The following is a 16997-nucleotide window of genomic DNA, read 5'->3' on the forward strand; positions in this document are numbered from 1 at the left end:
TAGAATCAGCCAGCCTTTTAAGGCGCCAATGTCCGTTAGAAGCTGTTTTCAAAGCGTCACGAGCACAGTCGTTCCTTCAGAGCGGTGTTGGCGAGGGGTTTTTCCAGCGGGGAAAAGCCCAACGCCAACCCTCATCAGCTCCCCGTTCTGCAGGCGTAAAACTTTGAAAGCAGCTTCTGTAAGGAATTGCCGGTAATTCTGGCCGAACGACCCACAACGTCGTGAGGCGCATGAGTACGGCAATTTCGGGATGAGCGTCCCGGACACCCATTTGGGACCACTGATGAGGGTAATAACTGTGCTTGAAGCCTACCGCAAACATATCGAAGAGCGTGCAGCCCTGGGTATCGTTCCCCAGCCGCTTAACGCCGAACAAACAGCAGGCCTGATCGAGCTGCTGAAGAACCCTCCGGCTGGCGAAGAAGCTTTCCTCGTTGACCTGATCACCAATCGCGTACCGCCTGGAGTGGACGAAGCCGCCTACGTCAAGGCCGGTTTCCTGTCTGCCCTGGCCAAGGGCGAAGCCACCTCCCCTCTGCTGGACAAGAAACGCGCTGTAGAACTGCTCGGCACCATGCAGGGCGGCTACAACATCGTTACCCTCGTTGAACTGCTGGACGACGCCGAGCTGGCGCCAGTCGCCGCCGAAGAACTCAAGCACACCCTGCTGATGTTCGACGCCTTCCACGACGTCGCCGAAAAAGCCAAGAACGGCAACGTTCACGCCAAGGCCGTGCTGCAATCCTGGGCTGACGGCGAGTGGTTCAAGAAGCGCCCGGTGCTGGCCGACAAGATCAGCCTGCGCGTATTCAAGGTCACCGGCGAAACCAACACCGACGACCTCTCCCCTGCGCCAGACGCCTGGTCGCGTCCTGATATCCCGCTGCACGCCCTGGCCATGCTGAAAATGGCCCGTGACGGCATCGTTCCGGACGAGCAAGGCAAGACCGGCCCGATGAAGCAGATCGAAGAAATGCGCGGCCAGGGCTTCCCGATCGCCTACGTCGGTGACGTGGTCGGTACCGGTTCCTCGCGTAAATCGGCCACCAACTCGGTGCTGTGGTTCTTCGGCGACGACATCCCGTACGTGCCGAACAAGCGCGCTGGCGGTTTCTGCTTCGGCAGCAAGATCGCTCCGATCTTCTACAACACCATGGAAGATGCCGGCGCCCTGCCGATCGAGTTCGACGTGTCGAACATGAACATGGGCGACGTGATCGATCTGTACCCGCACGCTGGCAAAGTCTGCAAGCACGGTACCGACGAAGTCATCACCACTTTCGAAATGAAAACCCCGGTGCTGCTGGACGAAGTCCGTGCCGGCGGTCGTATCCCGCTGATCATCGGCCGTGGCCTGACCGAGAAGGCTCGCGCCGAATTGGGTCTGCCGCCGTTCGACCTGTTCAAGAAGCCGGAAGCTCCGGCTGAAAGCACCAAGGGTTTCACCCTGGCGCAGAAAATGGTCGGCAAGGCTTGCGGTCTGGCAGAAGGCCAGGGCGTGCGTCCTGGCACCTACTGCGAACCGAAGATGACCACCGTGGGTTCTCAGGACACCACCGGTCCAATGACCCGTGACGAACTGAAAGACCTGGCGTGCCTGGGCTTCTCCGCTGATCTGGTGATGCAGTCGTTCTGCCACACCGCGGCTTATCCAAAGCCGATCGACGTGACCACCCACCACACCCTGCCTGACTTCATCATGACCCGCGGCGGCGTTTCCCTGCGTCCGGGCGACGGGATCATCCACTCGTGGCTGAACCGCATGCTGCTGCCGGACACCGTCGGTACCGGTGGTGACTCGCACACCCGTTTCCCGATGGGCATCTCGTTCCCGGCCGGTTCCGGTCTGGTCGCGTTCGCCGCTGCCACTGGCGTCATGCCGCTGGACATGCCGGAATCGATCCTGGTGCGCTTCAAGGGCAAGATGAAACCTGGCATCACCCTGCGTGACCTGGTTCATGCCATTCCGTACTTCGCTATCCAGAACGGTCTGCTGACCGTCGAGAAGAAAGGCAAGAAAAACGCCTTCTCCGGCCGCATCCTGGAAATCGAAGGTCTGGAAGGTCTGACCCTGGAGCAGGCGTTCGAACTGTCCGACGCCTCGGCCGAACGTTCGGCTGCCGGTTGCACCATCAAGCTGTCGAAAGAGTCGATCACCGAGTACCTGCAGTCCAACATCACCCTGCTGCGCTGGATGATCGGCGAAGGCTACGGCGATGCGCGTACCCTGGAACGTCGTGCTCAAGCGATGGAAGCCTGGATCGCCAATCCTGAGCTGATGGAAGCCGATGCCGACGCCGAATACGCCGAAGTCATCGAAATCGATCTGGCCGAAATCAACGAGCCTGTGCTGTGTGCGCCGAACGATCCGGACGACGCCCGTCTGCTGTCCAGCGTTGCTGGCGAGAAAATCGACGAAGTGTTCATCGGTTCGTGCATGACCAACATCGGTCACTTCCGCGCTGCCGGTAAACTGCTGGATCAGGTCAAGGGTCAGCTGCCAACCCGTCTGTGGCTGTCGCCGCCGACCAAGATGGACGCTCACCAACTGACCGAAGAAGGCTACTACGGCATCTACGGCAAGGCCGGCGCACGCATGGAAATGCCAGGCTGCTCGCTGTGCATGGGTAACCAGGCACGCGTTGAGCCGAACAGCACCGTGGTCTCGACGTCGACCCGTAACTTCCCGAACCGTCTGGGCGACGGCGCGAACGTCTACCTGGCCTCGGCCGAGCTGGCGTCCGTTGCTTCGATCCTGGGTCGCCTGCCGACCGTCGAGGAGTACATGGAATACGCTGGCAAGATCGACAGCATGGCGGCCGATGTCTACCGCTACCTGTCCTTCGACCAGATCGCCGAGTTCCGTGAAGCTGCTGCGAACGCCAAGATCCCGGTCGTTCAAGCCTAACGCTGCAAGGCCATAAAAAACGCCGCCCATCGTGAGATGAGCGGCGTTTTTTTTATGCCTGCCGGGCAAGCATTCTGATCGTTCCCACGCTCTGCGTTGGAACGCAGCCCCGGACGCTCTGCGTCCCCAAGCGTGACGCAGAGCGTCACAAGAGGCATTCCCACGCAGAGCGTGGGAACGATCAGTGACAGGTCAGACAGCCAGCTTGTAAACCAGCGCCGAAATCGCCACCAGTCCCACCGCGGTAACAAACACGTTCGACGCCTGACCGCGATAGCGCGCCATCGCTGGCACCTTGCGAATCGCGTACATCGGCATCAGGAACAGAATCGCCGCAATCACCGGCCCACCGACCGTTTCGATCATGCCCAGGATGCTCGGATCAAGCGTTGCGACGATCCAGCAGATCACCAGCATGAACGCCGCCACGATGCGATCCAGCGCCTTGGCGCCCGGACGTTTGCCGCTCTTGACGATCAGGCCCTTGAGGCCTTCGCTGGCCCCGATGTAATGACCGAGGAACGACTTGGAGATCGCCACAAACGCAATCAACGGCGCCGCAAACTCGATGGTCGGGTTGCTGAAGTGGTTGGCCAGGTACGACAGGATCGACAGATTCTGCTCTTTTGCCTCAGCCAGTTGCTCTGGCGACAGGGTCAGCACGCAACTGAATACGAAGAACAGCACCAAAATGACCATCAATGCATGAGCGCGCGCGAGGATCTGCGAGCTGCGCTCGTCAGCATGCACACCGTAACGACGCTTCTGATCCATCGCGAACGCCGAGATAATCGGCGAATGGTTGAACGAGAACACCATCACCGTAATCGCCAGCCACAGCGTGTGCAGCAGCGCTGACGGCGCCGGCACTTGCGCGGCGGTGGCGAGGATGCCGCCGTTCCAGTGCGGAATCAGGTACACGGCGAGGAACAGCAGCGCAACGATGAACGGATAGACCATCAGGCTCATGGCCTTGACGATCGCCTGCTCGCCGCAACGCACGACGGCCAGCAGGCCGAGAATCAGCACGAACGAGAGCAGCGCGCGCGGTGGCGGCGTGATGTGCAGTTGGTGTTCGAGGAAACTGGCGACCGTGTTGGTCAGGCCGACGCTGTAGATCAGCAGGATCGGGAAGATGGCAAAGAAGTACAGCAGCGTGATCAAGGCACCGGCCTTGATACCGAAATGCTGCTCGACCACTTCGGTGATATCGGCGCCTTCGCGACCGGACAGCACAAAACGGGTCAGGCCACGGTGCGCGTAAAACGTCATCGGGAAGGCCAGCAGCGCGAGGATCACCAGCGGCCAGAAGCCACCCAATCCTGCGTTGATCGGCAAAAACAGGGTGCCGGCGCCAATGGCCGTCCCAAACAGTCCCAGCATCCAGGTGGTGTCCTGGCGATTCCAGCTCGAAAGTTCAGCGGGTGCTGCTGCGTCGAAGCGCTTTTCGAGGCTATTGGCCTGATCATTCATCCGGTCGGATCTCCGCATTCCGGTCACTTGCCACTCGGTCAGGACGCGTCGGAAAAAACCGACAGACATGCTCCGGCCGAAACAGGGGCGCGATTCTCCGTGATAAATCAATGCAAGCAAAGACTTAGCTGAGGAATGGTTGTGCGGAGCAGATCCAAGGATGGTCGTTTATGGAAAAAACAAGGTCGTTTATGGATACGTCGGATGCCGCAAACGGATACGTTTTGCACCCACCCATGCGTCATCGAATGCGCCTAGAGCGATATGCCGAGCATGAAACCCAATAAAACGCAGTACAGCCCGAAGCCGAAAAGCAACCAGAGCTTGCCATTTTCGCGCTTGTCTCTATTGCGCAACGCTTCGTCATATTCTGCGAACTCTCGCTCAATTTGCTCCAGTCGTGCCTTACGGTCATATGTGCTCATACTGATTAACCTTTGAATAATGCGCCTGACGGTCGTGAAGCATGAAGACTCACAACTTGAAGAAAAACCCTGCCACTGCGGTGATTGCAGTCAAGACTCCACCAAACACTGCAATTGGATAGAGCTTCGTCTCCCTTGATAACTTTTTGTCTTCAGCCTGAAGCTTTTTCCATTCAGCCACGAGTTTCCTTGATTCGTTTTCCAGCCTGTCTAGCTCCAGATTTTCGCGATCGTTATGGAACATTTGCCCTCCTTGGCTGCTGGCGGATCGGTGTCAGCATTTGCATGCACATCGACGGCTATCGTCATGCCCTTATCATCAAACTGTTCCATTCACGCTGACCAGCAGACGCATCTGCCATCCCCGTAGGCAAAATCCGCGATTCACGTAAGCCTCCTCATACGAGTGGTCCGCAATATTCCAGACCAACTACCTGCCAGAACTCCGCCATTGATCTAGCGTGAGAGAAGCCATAACCCAAGGAGCCTCCCATGCCACTGGTCCGCGTCGACATCCAGCAAAACCCAGACCCCACTTTCGCCAGGCGCATCGGCGAACAGATCTACGCCGCCCTGCGCAGCTGTATCGATGTGCCCGAGCACGACAACTTCCAGATTCTCAACGAGCACGACGGCCAGCACTTCGTGTACGACCCGCAATACCTCGGCATCGAGCGCAGCGACGGCGTGGTGTTCATCCAGATCACCATCAGCGAAGGGCGCAGCGTGGAAAAGAAGCAGTTGCTGTTCAAGACCATTGCCGAGAGCCTGCATGCGCAACTGGGTATTCGCCTGGAGGATGTGTTCATCAATCTGCTGGAGGTAAAGAAAGAGAACTGGTCGTTTGGCAACGGCATTGCGCAATACGTCAGCTGATTCGCAGCGCCCATGCCTGCGTGCTTGCTTGTTCCACGAACCCGTCCAGAATCAAAGCACCACTGCGCGAATGCAACGATTGCCAAGCCGCTGCGGATTCAGCACTCTGAGTCGACTTTCGCGACCCACCCGCCGCCAATCACAGGAGCCGCGCAATGCCCGCAACCGTTCTGGTACTGGTTGAAACGATCAATGACTATCTGCCGATTCTTGAGCATCAGGGATTCCACCTGATCCTCGCACCAACGCCAGCCGAACGTGCGCAAGCCATCGCCACCCATGGCAGCCGCATTGATGCCGTGCTCACTCGCGGCCCGCTGGGTCTGACCGCGCAAGAGATCAGCGCCCTGCCCGCCTTGAAAATCATCACGGTGATCGGCGCCGGTTATGAACAGGTCGACCTGCAAGCGGCCAGCGATCGTGGGATTACCGTAACCAATGGTGCCGGCGTCAACGCCTCGTCAGTGGCCGATCATGCGATGGCCCTGCTGCTGGCATTGGTGCGCGACATCCCGCGCTGCGATGCCGCCGTGCGCCGCGGTGAATGGCCGAAAATCATGCGCCCGTCGCTGGCCGGCAAGCGTCTGGGCATCCTCGGGCTGGGCGCCGTGGGCATGGCGATTGCCAAACGTGCGGAGCTGGGTTTCGACATGCAGATCAGCTACCACAGCCGCCAGGTGCGCAGCGAAGTCGCTTATGCGTTCTGCTCGACACCCACCGATCTGGCGCGAGCCTCGGACTTTCTGGTCGTTGCCACGCCCGGTGGCATTGCTACTCAACATCTGGTGACGCGAGCTGTGCTCGATGCGCTCGGCCCCAAGGGTTTTATCGTCAACATCGCCCGCGCCAGCGTTATCGCAACGGCAGACCTGATCACCGCACTTGAGCAACGTCGTATCGCCGGCGCTGCACTGGACGTGTTCGATCACGAACCGGAAGTGCCTGATGCCCTGAAACACCTCAGCAACGTTGTGCTGACTCCCCACGTCGCCGGGTTGTCCCCTGAAGCCACGCAAGGCACCGTTGAACTGGTGGGGAAAAACCTGATGGCGTTTTTCTCCGGGCAACCGGTGCTGACTCCCGTCGCCCTGCCGCCCAAGTTGAACAACCAGCGCGTGCATTAACGTTCGTGGCATCGTCGAACCGCGCCGATCTTTGCCCCATTCTCAAAGTTGATTATCCAGCAACACGCTAACCTATAAGACCGACCCGCGCTTGTGAGCACCCGAGCGCGCCATTAGATTAGCCAATGATGTCTGGCCTCCAAAATAAGCAGAAGGGATAAGCATGGCGCTTACTGACCAGTCCACCCGGATCCGTGCAGGCGAAGAACTTGATGCCAGCCTGATCGATCCGTACCTCAAGGCGCACATTCCCGGCCTGACCGGCACGCCGCAGATCAGCCAGTTTCCCGGCGGCGCGTCGAACCTGACCTACCTGCTGGAATACCCCGAGCAAGAGTTCGTTCTGCGCCGTCCGCCGTTTGGCCACAAAGCCAAATCCGCCCACGACATGGGCCGTGAATTCCGCATTCTCAACCAACTGCGCGACGGCTTTCCGTATTGCCCGAAGGCCTACGTGCATTGCACCGACGAAGCCGTTATCGGCGCCGAGTTCTATGTGATGGAACGGGTCAAGGGCATCATCCTGCGCGCTGAACTGCCGCCGGAGCTGGGCCTCGATTCGGCGAAAACCGAAGCGCTGTGCAAAAGCTTCATCGACCGTTTCGTCGAACTGCATCGGGTCGATTACAACGCCTGCGGCCTCGGCGATCTGGGCAAGCCTGAAGGCTACGTCGCCCGGCAGATCAAGGGCTGGAGCGAGCGTTACGAAAAAGCCCTGACCCCGGACGCGCCGCACTGGGAAGCGGTCAAAGCCTGGCTCAACGACAAAATGCCGGCCGACCACCCGACGTCGAGCATCGTCCACAACGACTACCGCTTCGACAACGTCATTCTCGACCCGGCCAATCCGATGCAAATTATCGGCGTGCTCGACTGGGAACTGACCACCCTCGGCGACCCGCTGATGGATCTGGGCAACACCCTCGCCTACTGGATCGAAGCCGGTGACCCGGCACCGGTGCAACTGATGCGCCGCCAGCCAAGCCACGCGCCGGGCATGCTGACCCGCCGCGAATTCGTCGACTACTACGCCGAGCGCTCGGGCATCCGCATCGACAATTTCGACTTCTACTACACCTACGGCCTGTTCCGCCTGGCCGGCATCGTGCAGCAGATCTACTACCGCTTCTACCATGGCCAGACACAGGACAAACGCTTCGCGCAGTTCATTCACATGAACAAACTGCTGGAGCAGATGAGCCTGCAGGTCATTCAGAAATCCAGCCTCTGATCCGGGCCAATAACAAGACTTTCAACAAGGGAAACCCATGTCCAAGACTCAGTTGTTCGACCTCGACGGCAAAATCGCTTTCGTCTCCGGCGCCAGCCGTGGCATCGGTGAAGCCATCGCCAAACTGCTGGCCCAGCAAGGCGCCCACGTGATCGTCTCGAGCCGCAAGCTCGAAGGCTGCCAACACGTCGCCGACGCCATCATCGCCGCCGGCGGCAAGGCGACAGCCGTGGCCTGCCACATCGGTGAGATGGAGCAGATCAGCCAGGTCTTCGCCGGGATCAAGGAACAATTCGGCCGCCTCGACATCCTGGTCAACAACGCCGCGACCAACCCGCAATTCTGCAACGTGCTGGACACCGATCTGGGGGCGTTCCAGAAGACCGTCGATGTGAACATTCGCGGCTACTTCTTCATGTCGGTCGAAGCCGGCAAGCTCATGCGCGAAAACGGTGGCGGCAGCATCATCAACGTCGCGTCGATCAACGGCATCTCGCCGGGCATCTTCCAAGGCATCTATTCGGTAACCAAAGCGGCGGTCATCAACATGACCAAAGTCTTCGCCAAGGAATGCGCGCAATTCGGCATCCGCTGCAACGCCCTGCTCCCCGGCCTGACCGACACCAAATTCGCCTCGGCGCTGGTCAAGAACGACGCGATTCTGAAACAGGCACTGACCCAGATCCCGCTCAAACGCGTAGCCGATCCAAGCGAAATGGCCGGCGCGGTGCTGTACCTGGCCAGCGATGCGTCGAGCTACACCACTGGCGTGGCGCTGAATGTGGATGGCGGATTCCTGTCCTGATATCCAAGGCAAATTGCTAACCCGTGTGGGAGCGAGCCTGCTCGCGAAAGCGTGGTGTCAGTCAGCTATGTTTTGACTGATACCACGCATTCGCGAGCAGGCTCGCTCCCACAGGGGCGGTGCCGAAATCCAGAACTCCTGCATCCGCGGGATTGCCCGGCTTATTGGGTTATGCAACGCGTAGTGGTGATGTGACGCGTCACCTGCCCATCCACATACACATCCCCGGCAACCTCAGTATTTTCCAGCACCTCACACCGACGTTCCGGCGGTGGCGGCGGCGCGACAGGCGCAGGGGGTGGAGGACTGGCACAACCGGCCAACAGCACAGCAAGAAAAGCCAACGGCAATACGCGTTTCCCAGGATTATTCATAGGACGACCCGCGGTAAAGAGAGACAAACTCCCGCAACCCAACCGGCCGCGGAAGACCTGACCACTCATTCTTTATAGCTGAGCGCCTTGTTAGCGCCAGTGGATTGGGGAGATTGGCTAGTTCGGGCTGTCGGTTTTGCGCAGATTTTCCAGCAGAAGCCTGGATTGGGATTATGGTCGTCGGCGAGGGCCTCATCGCGAGCAGGCTCACTCCTACAGTTTTGATCGAGTGAGTTCAGTAACAACCAGGTCGGCTGTCAGGCCGCCTTCGCGAGCAGGCTCGCTCCCACAGAAAATCAAAATCAAAATCAAAAGATCGCAGCCTTCGGCAGCTCCTACACACGATGAGCGTTAGCTCGAGTACCGCTTTTGATCTTGGAGCCCGTCGGCAGGCTGAGTGGAGGGATTGATCCTGGCGTGGGAGCGCAGCGACCGTACGACGCAGTCGTACACAGCGGAAGGAGGTGCAGCGAAGCAAACCGGAGCCGCTGCGCCAGGATCGATTCCGCAGCGAAGGAACCCCGAGCCTAAGCGAGCGGGCCGAACGTCAGGGCGAAGACCTTTTGGTTCCTTTTGGGGCGTTTGCCAAAAGGGACTCGCCGTAAGGGCGAAACCGCCAGCCGCAACACCCAAAAAAACGGATATACACCCAAAATCCCCAGAGCATGGCCGGCCCAAAGGCCGCCAAGACCAAAGCGCGCTTAAGCCAAATCCGGATCCCGCGAAGAACGCAAGGAATTGCTCTCAAGCTCATACCTCAACTCATCCACCAACGCCTCAACCGCCCCGGGCGTACGCAGCGAAGCCAGATCCAGCCCACTGATCACCAGATCCACCTGCCCCGAATCCCGGTGATACAACTTGACCGTCAGCGAATGATCACCATCCACCGAACACTCACAAGCCAGCGGCGCAAAACTGTGCTCGAGCCGAGCGCGCAACTGCGCAAGATTCATCATTGACGTTGTTCCTATGACTGTTTCAAAAGGGGCACGATCGCAGGCCCGAAATGGCCCACACCGCACCCCACCAGCCTAAGAACACAACGTCTTGGCCAATACATGAATTTGCACCCTTGTAACTAGTGCATTTGCACCCTCAGCGCTGCCCCTTGGTGCCCCACTCTCCCGAAAACAAACCACGCTCGCGAGCCCAGACGATCGCCTCGCTGCGGCTATGCACATCGATTTTCGAGTACACGGTGGCCACATGATTGCGCACGGTATTGGGCGCCAGTTTCAACCGCGCGGCGATCTCCTTGTCCGCCAGACCTTCACAGATCAAACCCAGCACATCACGCTCACGGGCCGTCAGGTCGGTGAACGAGGCGCTGGGCAGCTGCGGCGAGTTGATTTTCTTCACGTTGGCCAGCTTCTCGATCAGCGTTCGGCTGAACCACGACGCATCCTTCATCACCTCTTCGATCGCCGCGACCAGTTCCAGCTCAGTGCGCTTGCGCTCGGTCATGTCCATCAACACCAGCAGATAGCAGGACGTGTCGTGAATGTTCACGGTGTCAGCCGAGACCGCACACTCCAGCAACTCCTCGTCCTTCTTGCGCACGGGCACGTCGACCCGATCCACACGACCGTTCTTCGCCAGCGCCGACAGCAGGCGCGTGCGCGCGCTGTCATCGTGGATGAAGCTCAGCTGCGTCACGGTTTTGCCGAGTACGTCATCGCTGTCATAGGCCAGGGTATCGAGGAACGCCTGATTGACGTCGATGACCTCCTGCTTGTCAGCGGTGCAGATCAAAATCGGTACCGGCGTCAGACGAAAAGCCTTGGCAAAGCGCTCCTCGCTCTGACGCAAGGCCACTTCGACCCGGCGCCGAGGCTCCATGTCGACGAAGGAGAACAGCATGCAATTCTCGTCATTGAGCAGCAGCGGCTGACCGGCAACGATCACCTGTTTACTGCCACCGTCGGGAAGGCGCAACTCCGCCTGCATTTGCGGAATGGTCGCGACATCGCGCAAGCGCTGGACAGCCAGATCGCGCTGATCCGCCTGCTCGAAGATATCGATTTCGTAAGCCGAAGTGCCGATCACCTGATCGCGGGTATAGCCGGTCATTTCCAGAAAGCCCGGGTTGACCTTGATGTAGCGCAAATCGCTGAGTCGGCAGATCACTGCCGGTGCAGGGTTGGCATTGAAGGTTTTTTCGAAACGCAGCTCAGCATTGGCCCAATCGGTGACGTCGCTCATGATCAGCACCAGCGACTCGGGCTGGCCGACGCGGTCGGTCAGGACCATGCTGCGCACACTGTGCACCCAGACCCGCTCCGGGTCGTCCACGGACGAAACTTCGATCAGCACATCATTGAACGCCTCGCAGCGGGCGACGCGGCTGATCGGGTAGTTGTCCGGCGGCAAGACATGATTATTGCGATAGCGCAGCGTGAAGCGTCTGGCGTACTCGTCGGCGTTACTGCCCAGATCACCGATGGTGCTGACACCGTGCATGGTCAGCGCCGCTTCGTTGGCCCAGAGAATGCTTTTGTCGAGTTCCAGCAGAATCACCCCGTCCGACAGCCCGGCAATGATCTGCTGCAACTGGCGACGGTTGGTTTCGGTGGTCAGGACTTCCTGGCTCATTGGATCTCCACACTGTGATGCGGCTAGGTGAAGAGTACGACCGCGGCGGCTCGGGATCGTGCCACAACCCCAAAATCGCCAAAAAACCCCTGTGGGAGCGAGCCTGCTCGCGAAAGCGCTGGGTCAGACAGACCATTCGGTGACTGACCCGGCGCATTCGCGAGCACGCTCGCTCCCACAGGTTTACTGGGTGTGTTTACCTTAGGCGGCACGCTCGCTGGCCGCCACCATCGCCGACGCCGCGAGCATCGCCCGCAACAACACCGCGCACCCCGCTGCCAGATCATCCGGCGCGGCATTCTCGATTTCGTTGTGGCTGATCCCGCCCTCGCATGGCACAAAAATCATTCCCGCCGGGCCGAGCTCGGCGAGGAAAATCGCGTCATGCCCGGCACCACTGACGATGTCCATGTGCGACAGACCCAGCCCTTTCGCAGCACCGCGCACCGCTTCCACGCAGCCTTTTTCGAAGTACAGCGGCGGGAAGTCGGCGGTCGGGGTCAGTTCGTAGGTAAGGCCGTGCTCTTCGCAGGTCGCCTCGATCACTTGTTTCACTTCGGCAATCATCGAATCCAGCCGCGCCGGCTCCAGGTGGCGAAAATCCAGAGTCATGCGCACTTCGCCGGGAATCACGTTGCGCGAGCCGGGATAGGCTTGCAGGCAGCCGACCGTGCCACAGGCGTGGGGCTGATGGCCGAGGGCGGCGCGGTTGACGGCGCCGACGATCACCGAGGCACCGACCAAGGCGTCCTTGCGCAGGTGCATCGGCGTCGGGCCGGCGTGGGCTTCGACGCCGCGCAATTTCAGGTCGAACCACTTCTGCCCGAGCGCGCCGAGTACCACGCCGATGGTTTTCTCTTCGTCCTCGAGAATCGGGCCTTGTTCGATGTGCGCTTCGAAATACGCGCCAACCGCGTGCCCGCTAACCTTGCGCGGACCGGCATAGCCGATCGCATTCAGTGCTTCGCCGACCGTGACGCCGTCGGCATCGACCTTGGCGAGGGTTTCTTCGAGGGTGAATTTCTCGGCGAAGACCCCTGAGCCCATCATGCACGGGGCGAAGCGTGAGCCCTCTTCGTTGGTCCAGACCACCACTTCCAGCGGCGCTTCGGTTTCCACGCCGAGGTCGTTGAGGGTGCGCAGCACTTCGACGCCGGCGAGCACGCCGAAGCAGCCGTCGAACTTGCCGCCGGTGGGCTGGGTGTCGATGTGGCTGCCGGTCATCACTGGCGGCAGGCTCGGGTTGCGCCCGGCGCGCCGGGCGAAAATGTTGCCGACGGCATCGACCGTGACGCTGCAACCGGCGTCCTTGCACCACTGCACGAACAGGTCGCGCGCCTGGCGGTCGAGGTCGGTCAGGGCCAGGCGACAGACGCCGCCCTTGACCGTGGCACCGAGTTTCGCCAGTTCCATGAGCGAGGCCCAGAGGCGATCGCGGTTGATGTGCTGATGGGTGGACTGCAGAACGTCTACGGCTGCGTTCATGGGGATCTCCTCAATGCTGATGCCGATAGTGCCCATGCTCTGCGTGGGCATTCATCCATGGACGCTCTGCGTCCGCTGTTGGGACGCGGAGCGTCCCGGGCTGCATTCCCACGCAGAGCGTGGGAACGATCATGTGCTACACCGCTGTTTTCACGACCGAAGGCTGCGCCCGCATCACACACAACCCGTAATAAATCGCTCCGCCCAACGCCGAGCCGGTGAACCAGCCATAGCTGTAGAACCAGCTGAACGCATCGCTGCCCAGCGACAGCAAGGTCAGCGCCACCGGCACGCCAAAGGCGAGAAAACCGGCCCAGTTCCACGCCGGATACACGTCATCGCGGTACAGCCCGGCGAGGTCCAGTCGCTGTTTCTTGATCAGGAAATAATCCACCACCATGATCCCGGCGATCGGCCCGAGCAGGCTCGAGTAGCCCAGCAGCCAGTTTGAGTACACGGTTTCCAGGCTGATGTCGGAAACGATCAGGCCAAGCTTTTTCAGCAGTTCATGGCCCATCAGCACCAGCCCGACCAGACCGGTGAGCAACACCGCTTTGGTGCGGTTGATCACCTTCGGCGCGATGTTCTGAAAGTCATTGGTCGGCGAGACGATATTGGCGGCGGTGTTGGTCGACAGTGTGGCAACGATGATCAGCGCCATGGCCACAGCGACCCACACCGGGCTCTGGATATGCCCGATCAGCGTGACCGGGTCGGACACGGTGACGCCGACCAGTTTCACCGATGCGGCGGTCATCACCACGCCCAGCGCAGCGAAGAGGAACATGGTCAGCGGCAGACCGAAAATCTGCCCGAGGATCTGATCCTTCTGGCTCTTGGCGTAGCGACTGAAGTCGGGAATGTTCAGCGACAGCGTGGCCCAGAAGCCGACCATCGCGGTCAGCCCTGCCGCGAAATAACTGACCACGCTGGCGCCTTCCGGGCGCTTGGGCGGGATCGCCAGCAGCTCAGTCATCGACACATTGGGCATCGCCCACACCAGCAGGCCGATGCCCACTGCAACCAGCAGCGGCGCGGACAGGGTCTCCAGCCATTTGATCGACTCGGCGCCGCGAATCACCACCCACAGATTCAGCGCCCAGAACACCATGAAACCGATCACCTCGCCGGTGCCGCCGAGGGATTTCCAGCCCTCGAACACCGAGCCGAGGAACAGGTGGATCGCCAGTCCGCCGAACATGGTCTGGATGCCGAACCAGCCACACGCCACCAACGCGCGAATCAGGCACGGCACGTTGGAACCGAGAATGCCGAACGACGAGCGCAGCAGCACCGGAAACGGAATGCCGTACTTGGTGCCCGGGAAGGCGTTGAGGGTCAGTGGAATCAACACAATGACGTTGGCAAACAGAATCGCCAGCAGCGCTTCGCCGACGCTCAAGCCGAAATACGCGGTGAGCACGCCGCCGAGGGTGTAGGTCGGCACGCAAATCGACATCCCGACCCACAGCGCGGTGATGTGCCATTTGTTCCAGGTGCGTTCGCGCACCTTGGTCGGTGCCATGTCGTGGTTGTAACGGGGGCTGTCGAGGACGTCGTTGCCGGCTTCGAGCTCGAACAAGCCGTCGCGCTCGGTCACTTGTGATCTGGTCTGTTGCATGGCCGCTCCACTGTTCTTCTGATTATTTTTTGCTCATCAGGCGGCGAGCGCATACGGCGCCAGCCGGACGATGGCCGGAGGAACTGACAACTTTCACGCACCGGCCATGGTGTCAGCGGCGGCATCAATAAACGTGCCGGGTCTGGCGCTGAACGCTTGGGCGGTGCACTGCACGCTTTGCAACTTTCTGATATTCATCAGTTTTAATTGAATATTCGCTGAGTCCGGGAAAACTTGTCTGAACGCTCAGGCTAAACATCGGGCAAGTTGTCCGAAGTGTCAGGACTCAAACTGGTGCACTGCATTTATTTTTGTCGGTGAACCCGCAACCGCAGCACAACTTCAAGCGGCTGATTTCACATAGGAAATCTTGCTCATATTTCCATCCTGTCAAGTGCGTCAAAATGGTGAGCGCCCTACCCATTTTGGTGATTTCTCGTTTTTACCTTTATTTATCAATAGCTTGAAACAGCTATAAGCTTATAAAAAATATTCTTGATCATTCTTGAAATCGCGACTAGTTTCTATTCCTGACAGCGATGACAGGAATACGAACTGCGCCGCTGTACTTCAATAAAACATTTAGAACCGGCACAAGTCGGTCATGCCTGCGAGGAATCCGGAATGTCTCTGTTGATCCGTGGCGCCACCGTTGTTACCCATGATGAAAGTTACCGCGCCGACGTCTATTGCGCTGACGGCGTGATCAAAGCCATTGGTGAAAACCTCGACATTCCCGCCGGCGCAGAAGTGCTCGACGGCAGTGGCCAGTACCTGATGCCCGGCGGCATCGATCCGCATACGCACATGCAGTTGCCGTTCATGGGCACCGTTGCCAGCGAAGATTTCTACAGCGGCACCGCTGCCGGTCTGGCCGGCGGCACTACCTCGATCATTGACTTCGTCATTCCCAATCCGCAGCAATCGCTGATGGAAGCGTTTCATCAGTGGCGCGGCTGGGCACAAAAGTCCGCGTCGGACTATGGCTTCCACGTCGCAATCACCTGGTGGAGCGAGCAGGTGCGCGAGGAAATGGCCGAGTTGGTCAGCCACCACGGCATCAACAGCTTCAAGCATTTCATGGCCTACAAGAACGCGATCATGGCCGCCGACGACACTCTGGTGGCGAGTTTCGAGCGCTGCCTGGAACTCGGTGCGGTGCCGACCGTGCACGCGGAAAATGGCGAGCTGGTCTATCACCTGCAACGCAAGCTGATGGCTCAGGGCATTACCGGGCCGGAAGCGCATCCGCTGTCGCGACCTTCGCAGGTCGAAGGTGAAGCCGCGAGCCGGGCGATCCGTATCGCCGAAACCATCGGCACGCCGTTGTACCTGGTGCACGTTTCCACCAAGGAAGCCCTCGACGAAATCACCTACGCACGCAGCAAGGGCCAGCCGGTTTACGGCGAGGTGCTGGCCGGGCACTTGCTGCTCGACGACAGCGTCTATCAACACCCGGACTGGCAGACCGCTGCCGGCTACGTGATGAGCCCGCCGTTTCGTCCGCGCGGCCATCAGGAGGCGCTGTGGCACGGGCTGCAGAACGGCAATCTGCACACCACCGCCACCGACCACTGCTGCTTTTGCGCCGAGCAGAAAGCCGCCGGGCGCGACGACTTCAGCAAGATTCCCAACGGCACCGCCGGCATCGAAGACCGCATGGCAGTGTTGTGGGATGAAGGCGTCAACTCCGGACGATTGTCGATGCAGGATTTCGTCGCGCTGACCTCCACCAACACCGCGAAGATTTTCAATCTCTATCCACGCAAAGGTGCGATCCGCGTGGGCGCCGATGCCGATCTGGTGCTGTGGGATCCGCAAGGCACACGGACCATTTCCGCCAAGACCCACCATCAGCAGGTGGACTTCAACATCTTCGAAGGCAAGACCGTGCGCGGCGTGCCGAGCCACACCGTCAGCCAGGGCCGCGTGGTCTGGGCCAACGGCGACCTGCGCGCCGAACGCGGCGCCGGACGCTACATCGAACGGCCGGCCTATCCGGCGGTGTTTGATTTGTTGAGCAAGCGGGCGGAGTTGCATAAACCGACTGCCGTTAAACGCTGACCCCTAGTGATCGTTC

General features: G+C 59.8%; 13 protein-coding genes. 6 read left to right on the plus strand and 7 right to left on the minus strand.

Annotated elements, in window-relative coordinates:
• Positions 1-298: 298 nt before the first annotated feature.
• Positions 299-2908 carry a bifunctional aconitate hydratase 2/2-methylisocitrate dehydratase gene (gene acnB / locus CKW30_RS05915; protein WP_039763151.1) on the plus strand — a complete coding sequence of 870 codons (2610 nt, stop codon included), beginning with the start codon at positions 299-301 and terminating at the stop codon, positions 2906-2908.
• A 192-nt stretch (positions 2909-3100) separates the two neighbouring features.
• On the opposite strand, the gene CKW30_RS05920 is transcribed toward acnB, so the two are convergent.
• From CKW30_RS05920 to CKW30_RS05925, 3 genes are all read right to left on the minus strand, one after another.
• A complete protein-coding gene (locus CKW30_RS05920; RefSeq protein ID WP_095180251.1) occupies positions 3101-4381 on the minus strand; it encodes an HAAAP family serine/threonine permease in 1281 nt (426 codons plus the stop codon).
• A gap of 254 nt (positions 4382-4635) precedes the next feature.
• Positions 4636-4806 (minus strand): hypothetical protein, encoded by a 171-nt coding sequence (locus CKW30_RS27280; RefSeq protein WP_177434191.1) that lies wholly within the window; start codon positions 4804-4806, stop codon positions 4636-4638.
• Positions 4807-4855: 49 nt separating this feature from the next.
• Positions 4856-5050, minus strand: coding sequence for a hypothetical protein (locus tag CKW30_RS05925; RefSeq protein WP_095180252.1), 195 nt, complete (start codon positions 5048-5050; stop codon positions 4856-4858).
• A gap of 248 nt (positions 5051-5298) precedes the next feature.
• Here CKW30_RS05925 and CKW30_RS05930 point away from each other — a divergent pair, with 248 nt between their 5' ends.
• From CKW30_RS05930 to CKW30_RS05945, 4 genes are all read left to right on the plus strand, one after another.
• Entirely contained in the window at positions 5299-5682 is a 384-nt protein-coding gene (locus CKW30_RS05930) for a tautomerase family protein (protein ID WP_095180253.1), read from the plus strand.
• Between the two features lie 155 nt (positions 5683-5837).
• Positions 5838-6806: a 2-hydroxyacid dehydrogenase gene (locus CKW30_RS05935; protein ID WP_095180254.1), complete on the plus strand. Its 969-nt coding sequence runs from the start codon at positions 5838-5840 to the stop codon at positions 6804-6806.
• A 163-nt stretch (positions 6807-6969) separates the two neighbouring features.
• A complete protein-coding gene (locus CKW30_RS05940; protein WP_095180255.1) occupies positions 6970-8037 on the plus strand; it encodes a phosphotransferase family protein in 1068 nt (355 codons plus the stop codon).
• A 37-nt stretch (positions 8038-8074) separates the two neighbouring features.
• A complete protein-coding gene (locus tag CKW30_RS05945) occupies positions 8075-8842 on the plus strand; it encodes an SDR family oxidoreductase (RefSeq protein WP_041480848.1) in 768 nt (255 codons plus the stop codon).
• Between the two features lie 1075 nt (positions 8843-9917).
• Here CKW30_RS05945 and CKW30_RS05955 read toward each other — a convergent pair.
• The 4 genes from CKW30_RS05955 to CKW30_RS05970 form a co-directional block, all read right to left on the minus strand.
• Positions 9918-10175 carry a DUF1652 domain-containing protein gene (locus CKW30_RS05955; protein WP_024013284.1) on the minus strand — a complete coding sequence of 86 codons (258 nt, stop codon included), beginning with the start codon at positions 10173-10175 and terminating at the stop codon, positions 9918-9920.
• Between the two features lie 139 nt (positions 10176-10314).
• Complete coding sequence (locus CKW30_RS05960; protein WP_095180256.1) at positions 10315-11811, minus strand: helix-turn-helix transcriptional regulator; 1497 nt, start codon at positions 11809-11811, stop codon at positions 10315-10317.
• A gap of 201 nt (positions 11812-12012) precedes the next feature.
• Positions 12013-13296: a Zn-dependent hydrolase gene (locus CKW30_RS05965; RefSeq protein WP_095180318.1), complete on the minus strand. Its 1284-nt coding sequence runs from the start codon at positions 13294-13296 to the stop codon at positions 12013-12015.
• A gap of 136 nt (positions 13297-13432) precedes the next feature.
• The gene (locus CKW30_RS05970) at positions 13433-14917 is read right to left on the minus strand and encodes an NCS1 family nucleobase:cation symporter-1 (RefSeq protein ID WP_095180257.1); all 1485 of its coding nucleotides are present in this window, start codon (positions 14915-14917) and stop codon (positions 13433-13435) included.
• 624 nt (positions 14918-15541) lie between these two features.
• On the opposite strand from CKW30_RS05970, the gene hydA reads away from it, so the two are divergent.
• Entirely contained in the window at positions 15542-16981 is a 1440-nt protein-coding gene (gene hydA / locus CKW30_RS05975) for a dihydropyrimidinase (protein ID WP_095180258.1), read from the plus strand.
• Positions 16982-16997 lie beyond the last annotated feature (16 nt).

It is taken from the genome of Pseudomonas sp. Irchel 3F6, assembly GCF_900187595.1.
Taxonomy (GTDB): domain Bacteria; phylum Pseudomonadota; class Gammaproteobacteria; order Pseudomonadales; family Pseudomonadaceae; genus Aquipseudomonas; species Aquipseudomonas siliginis.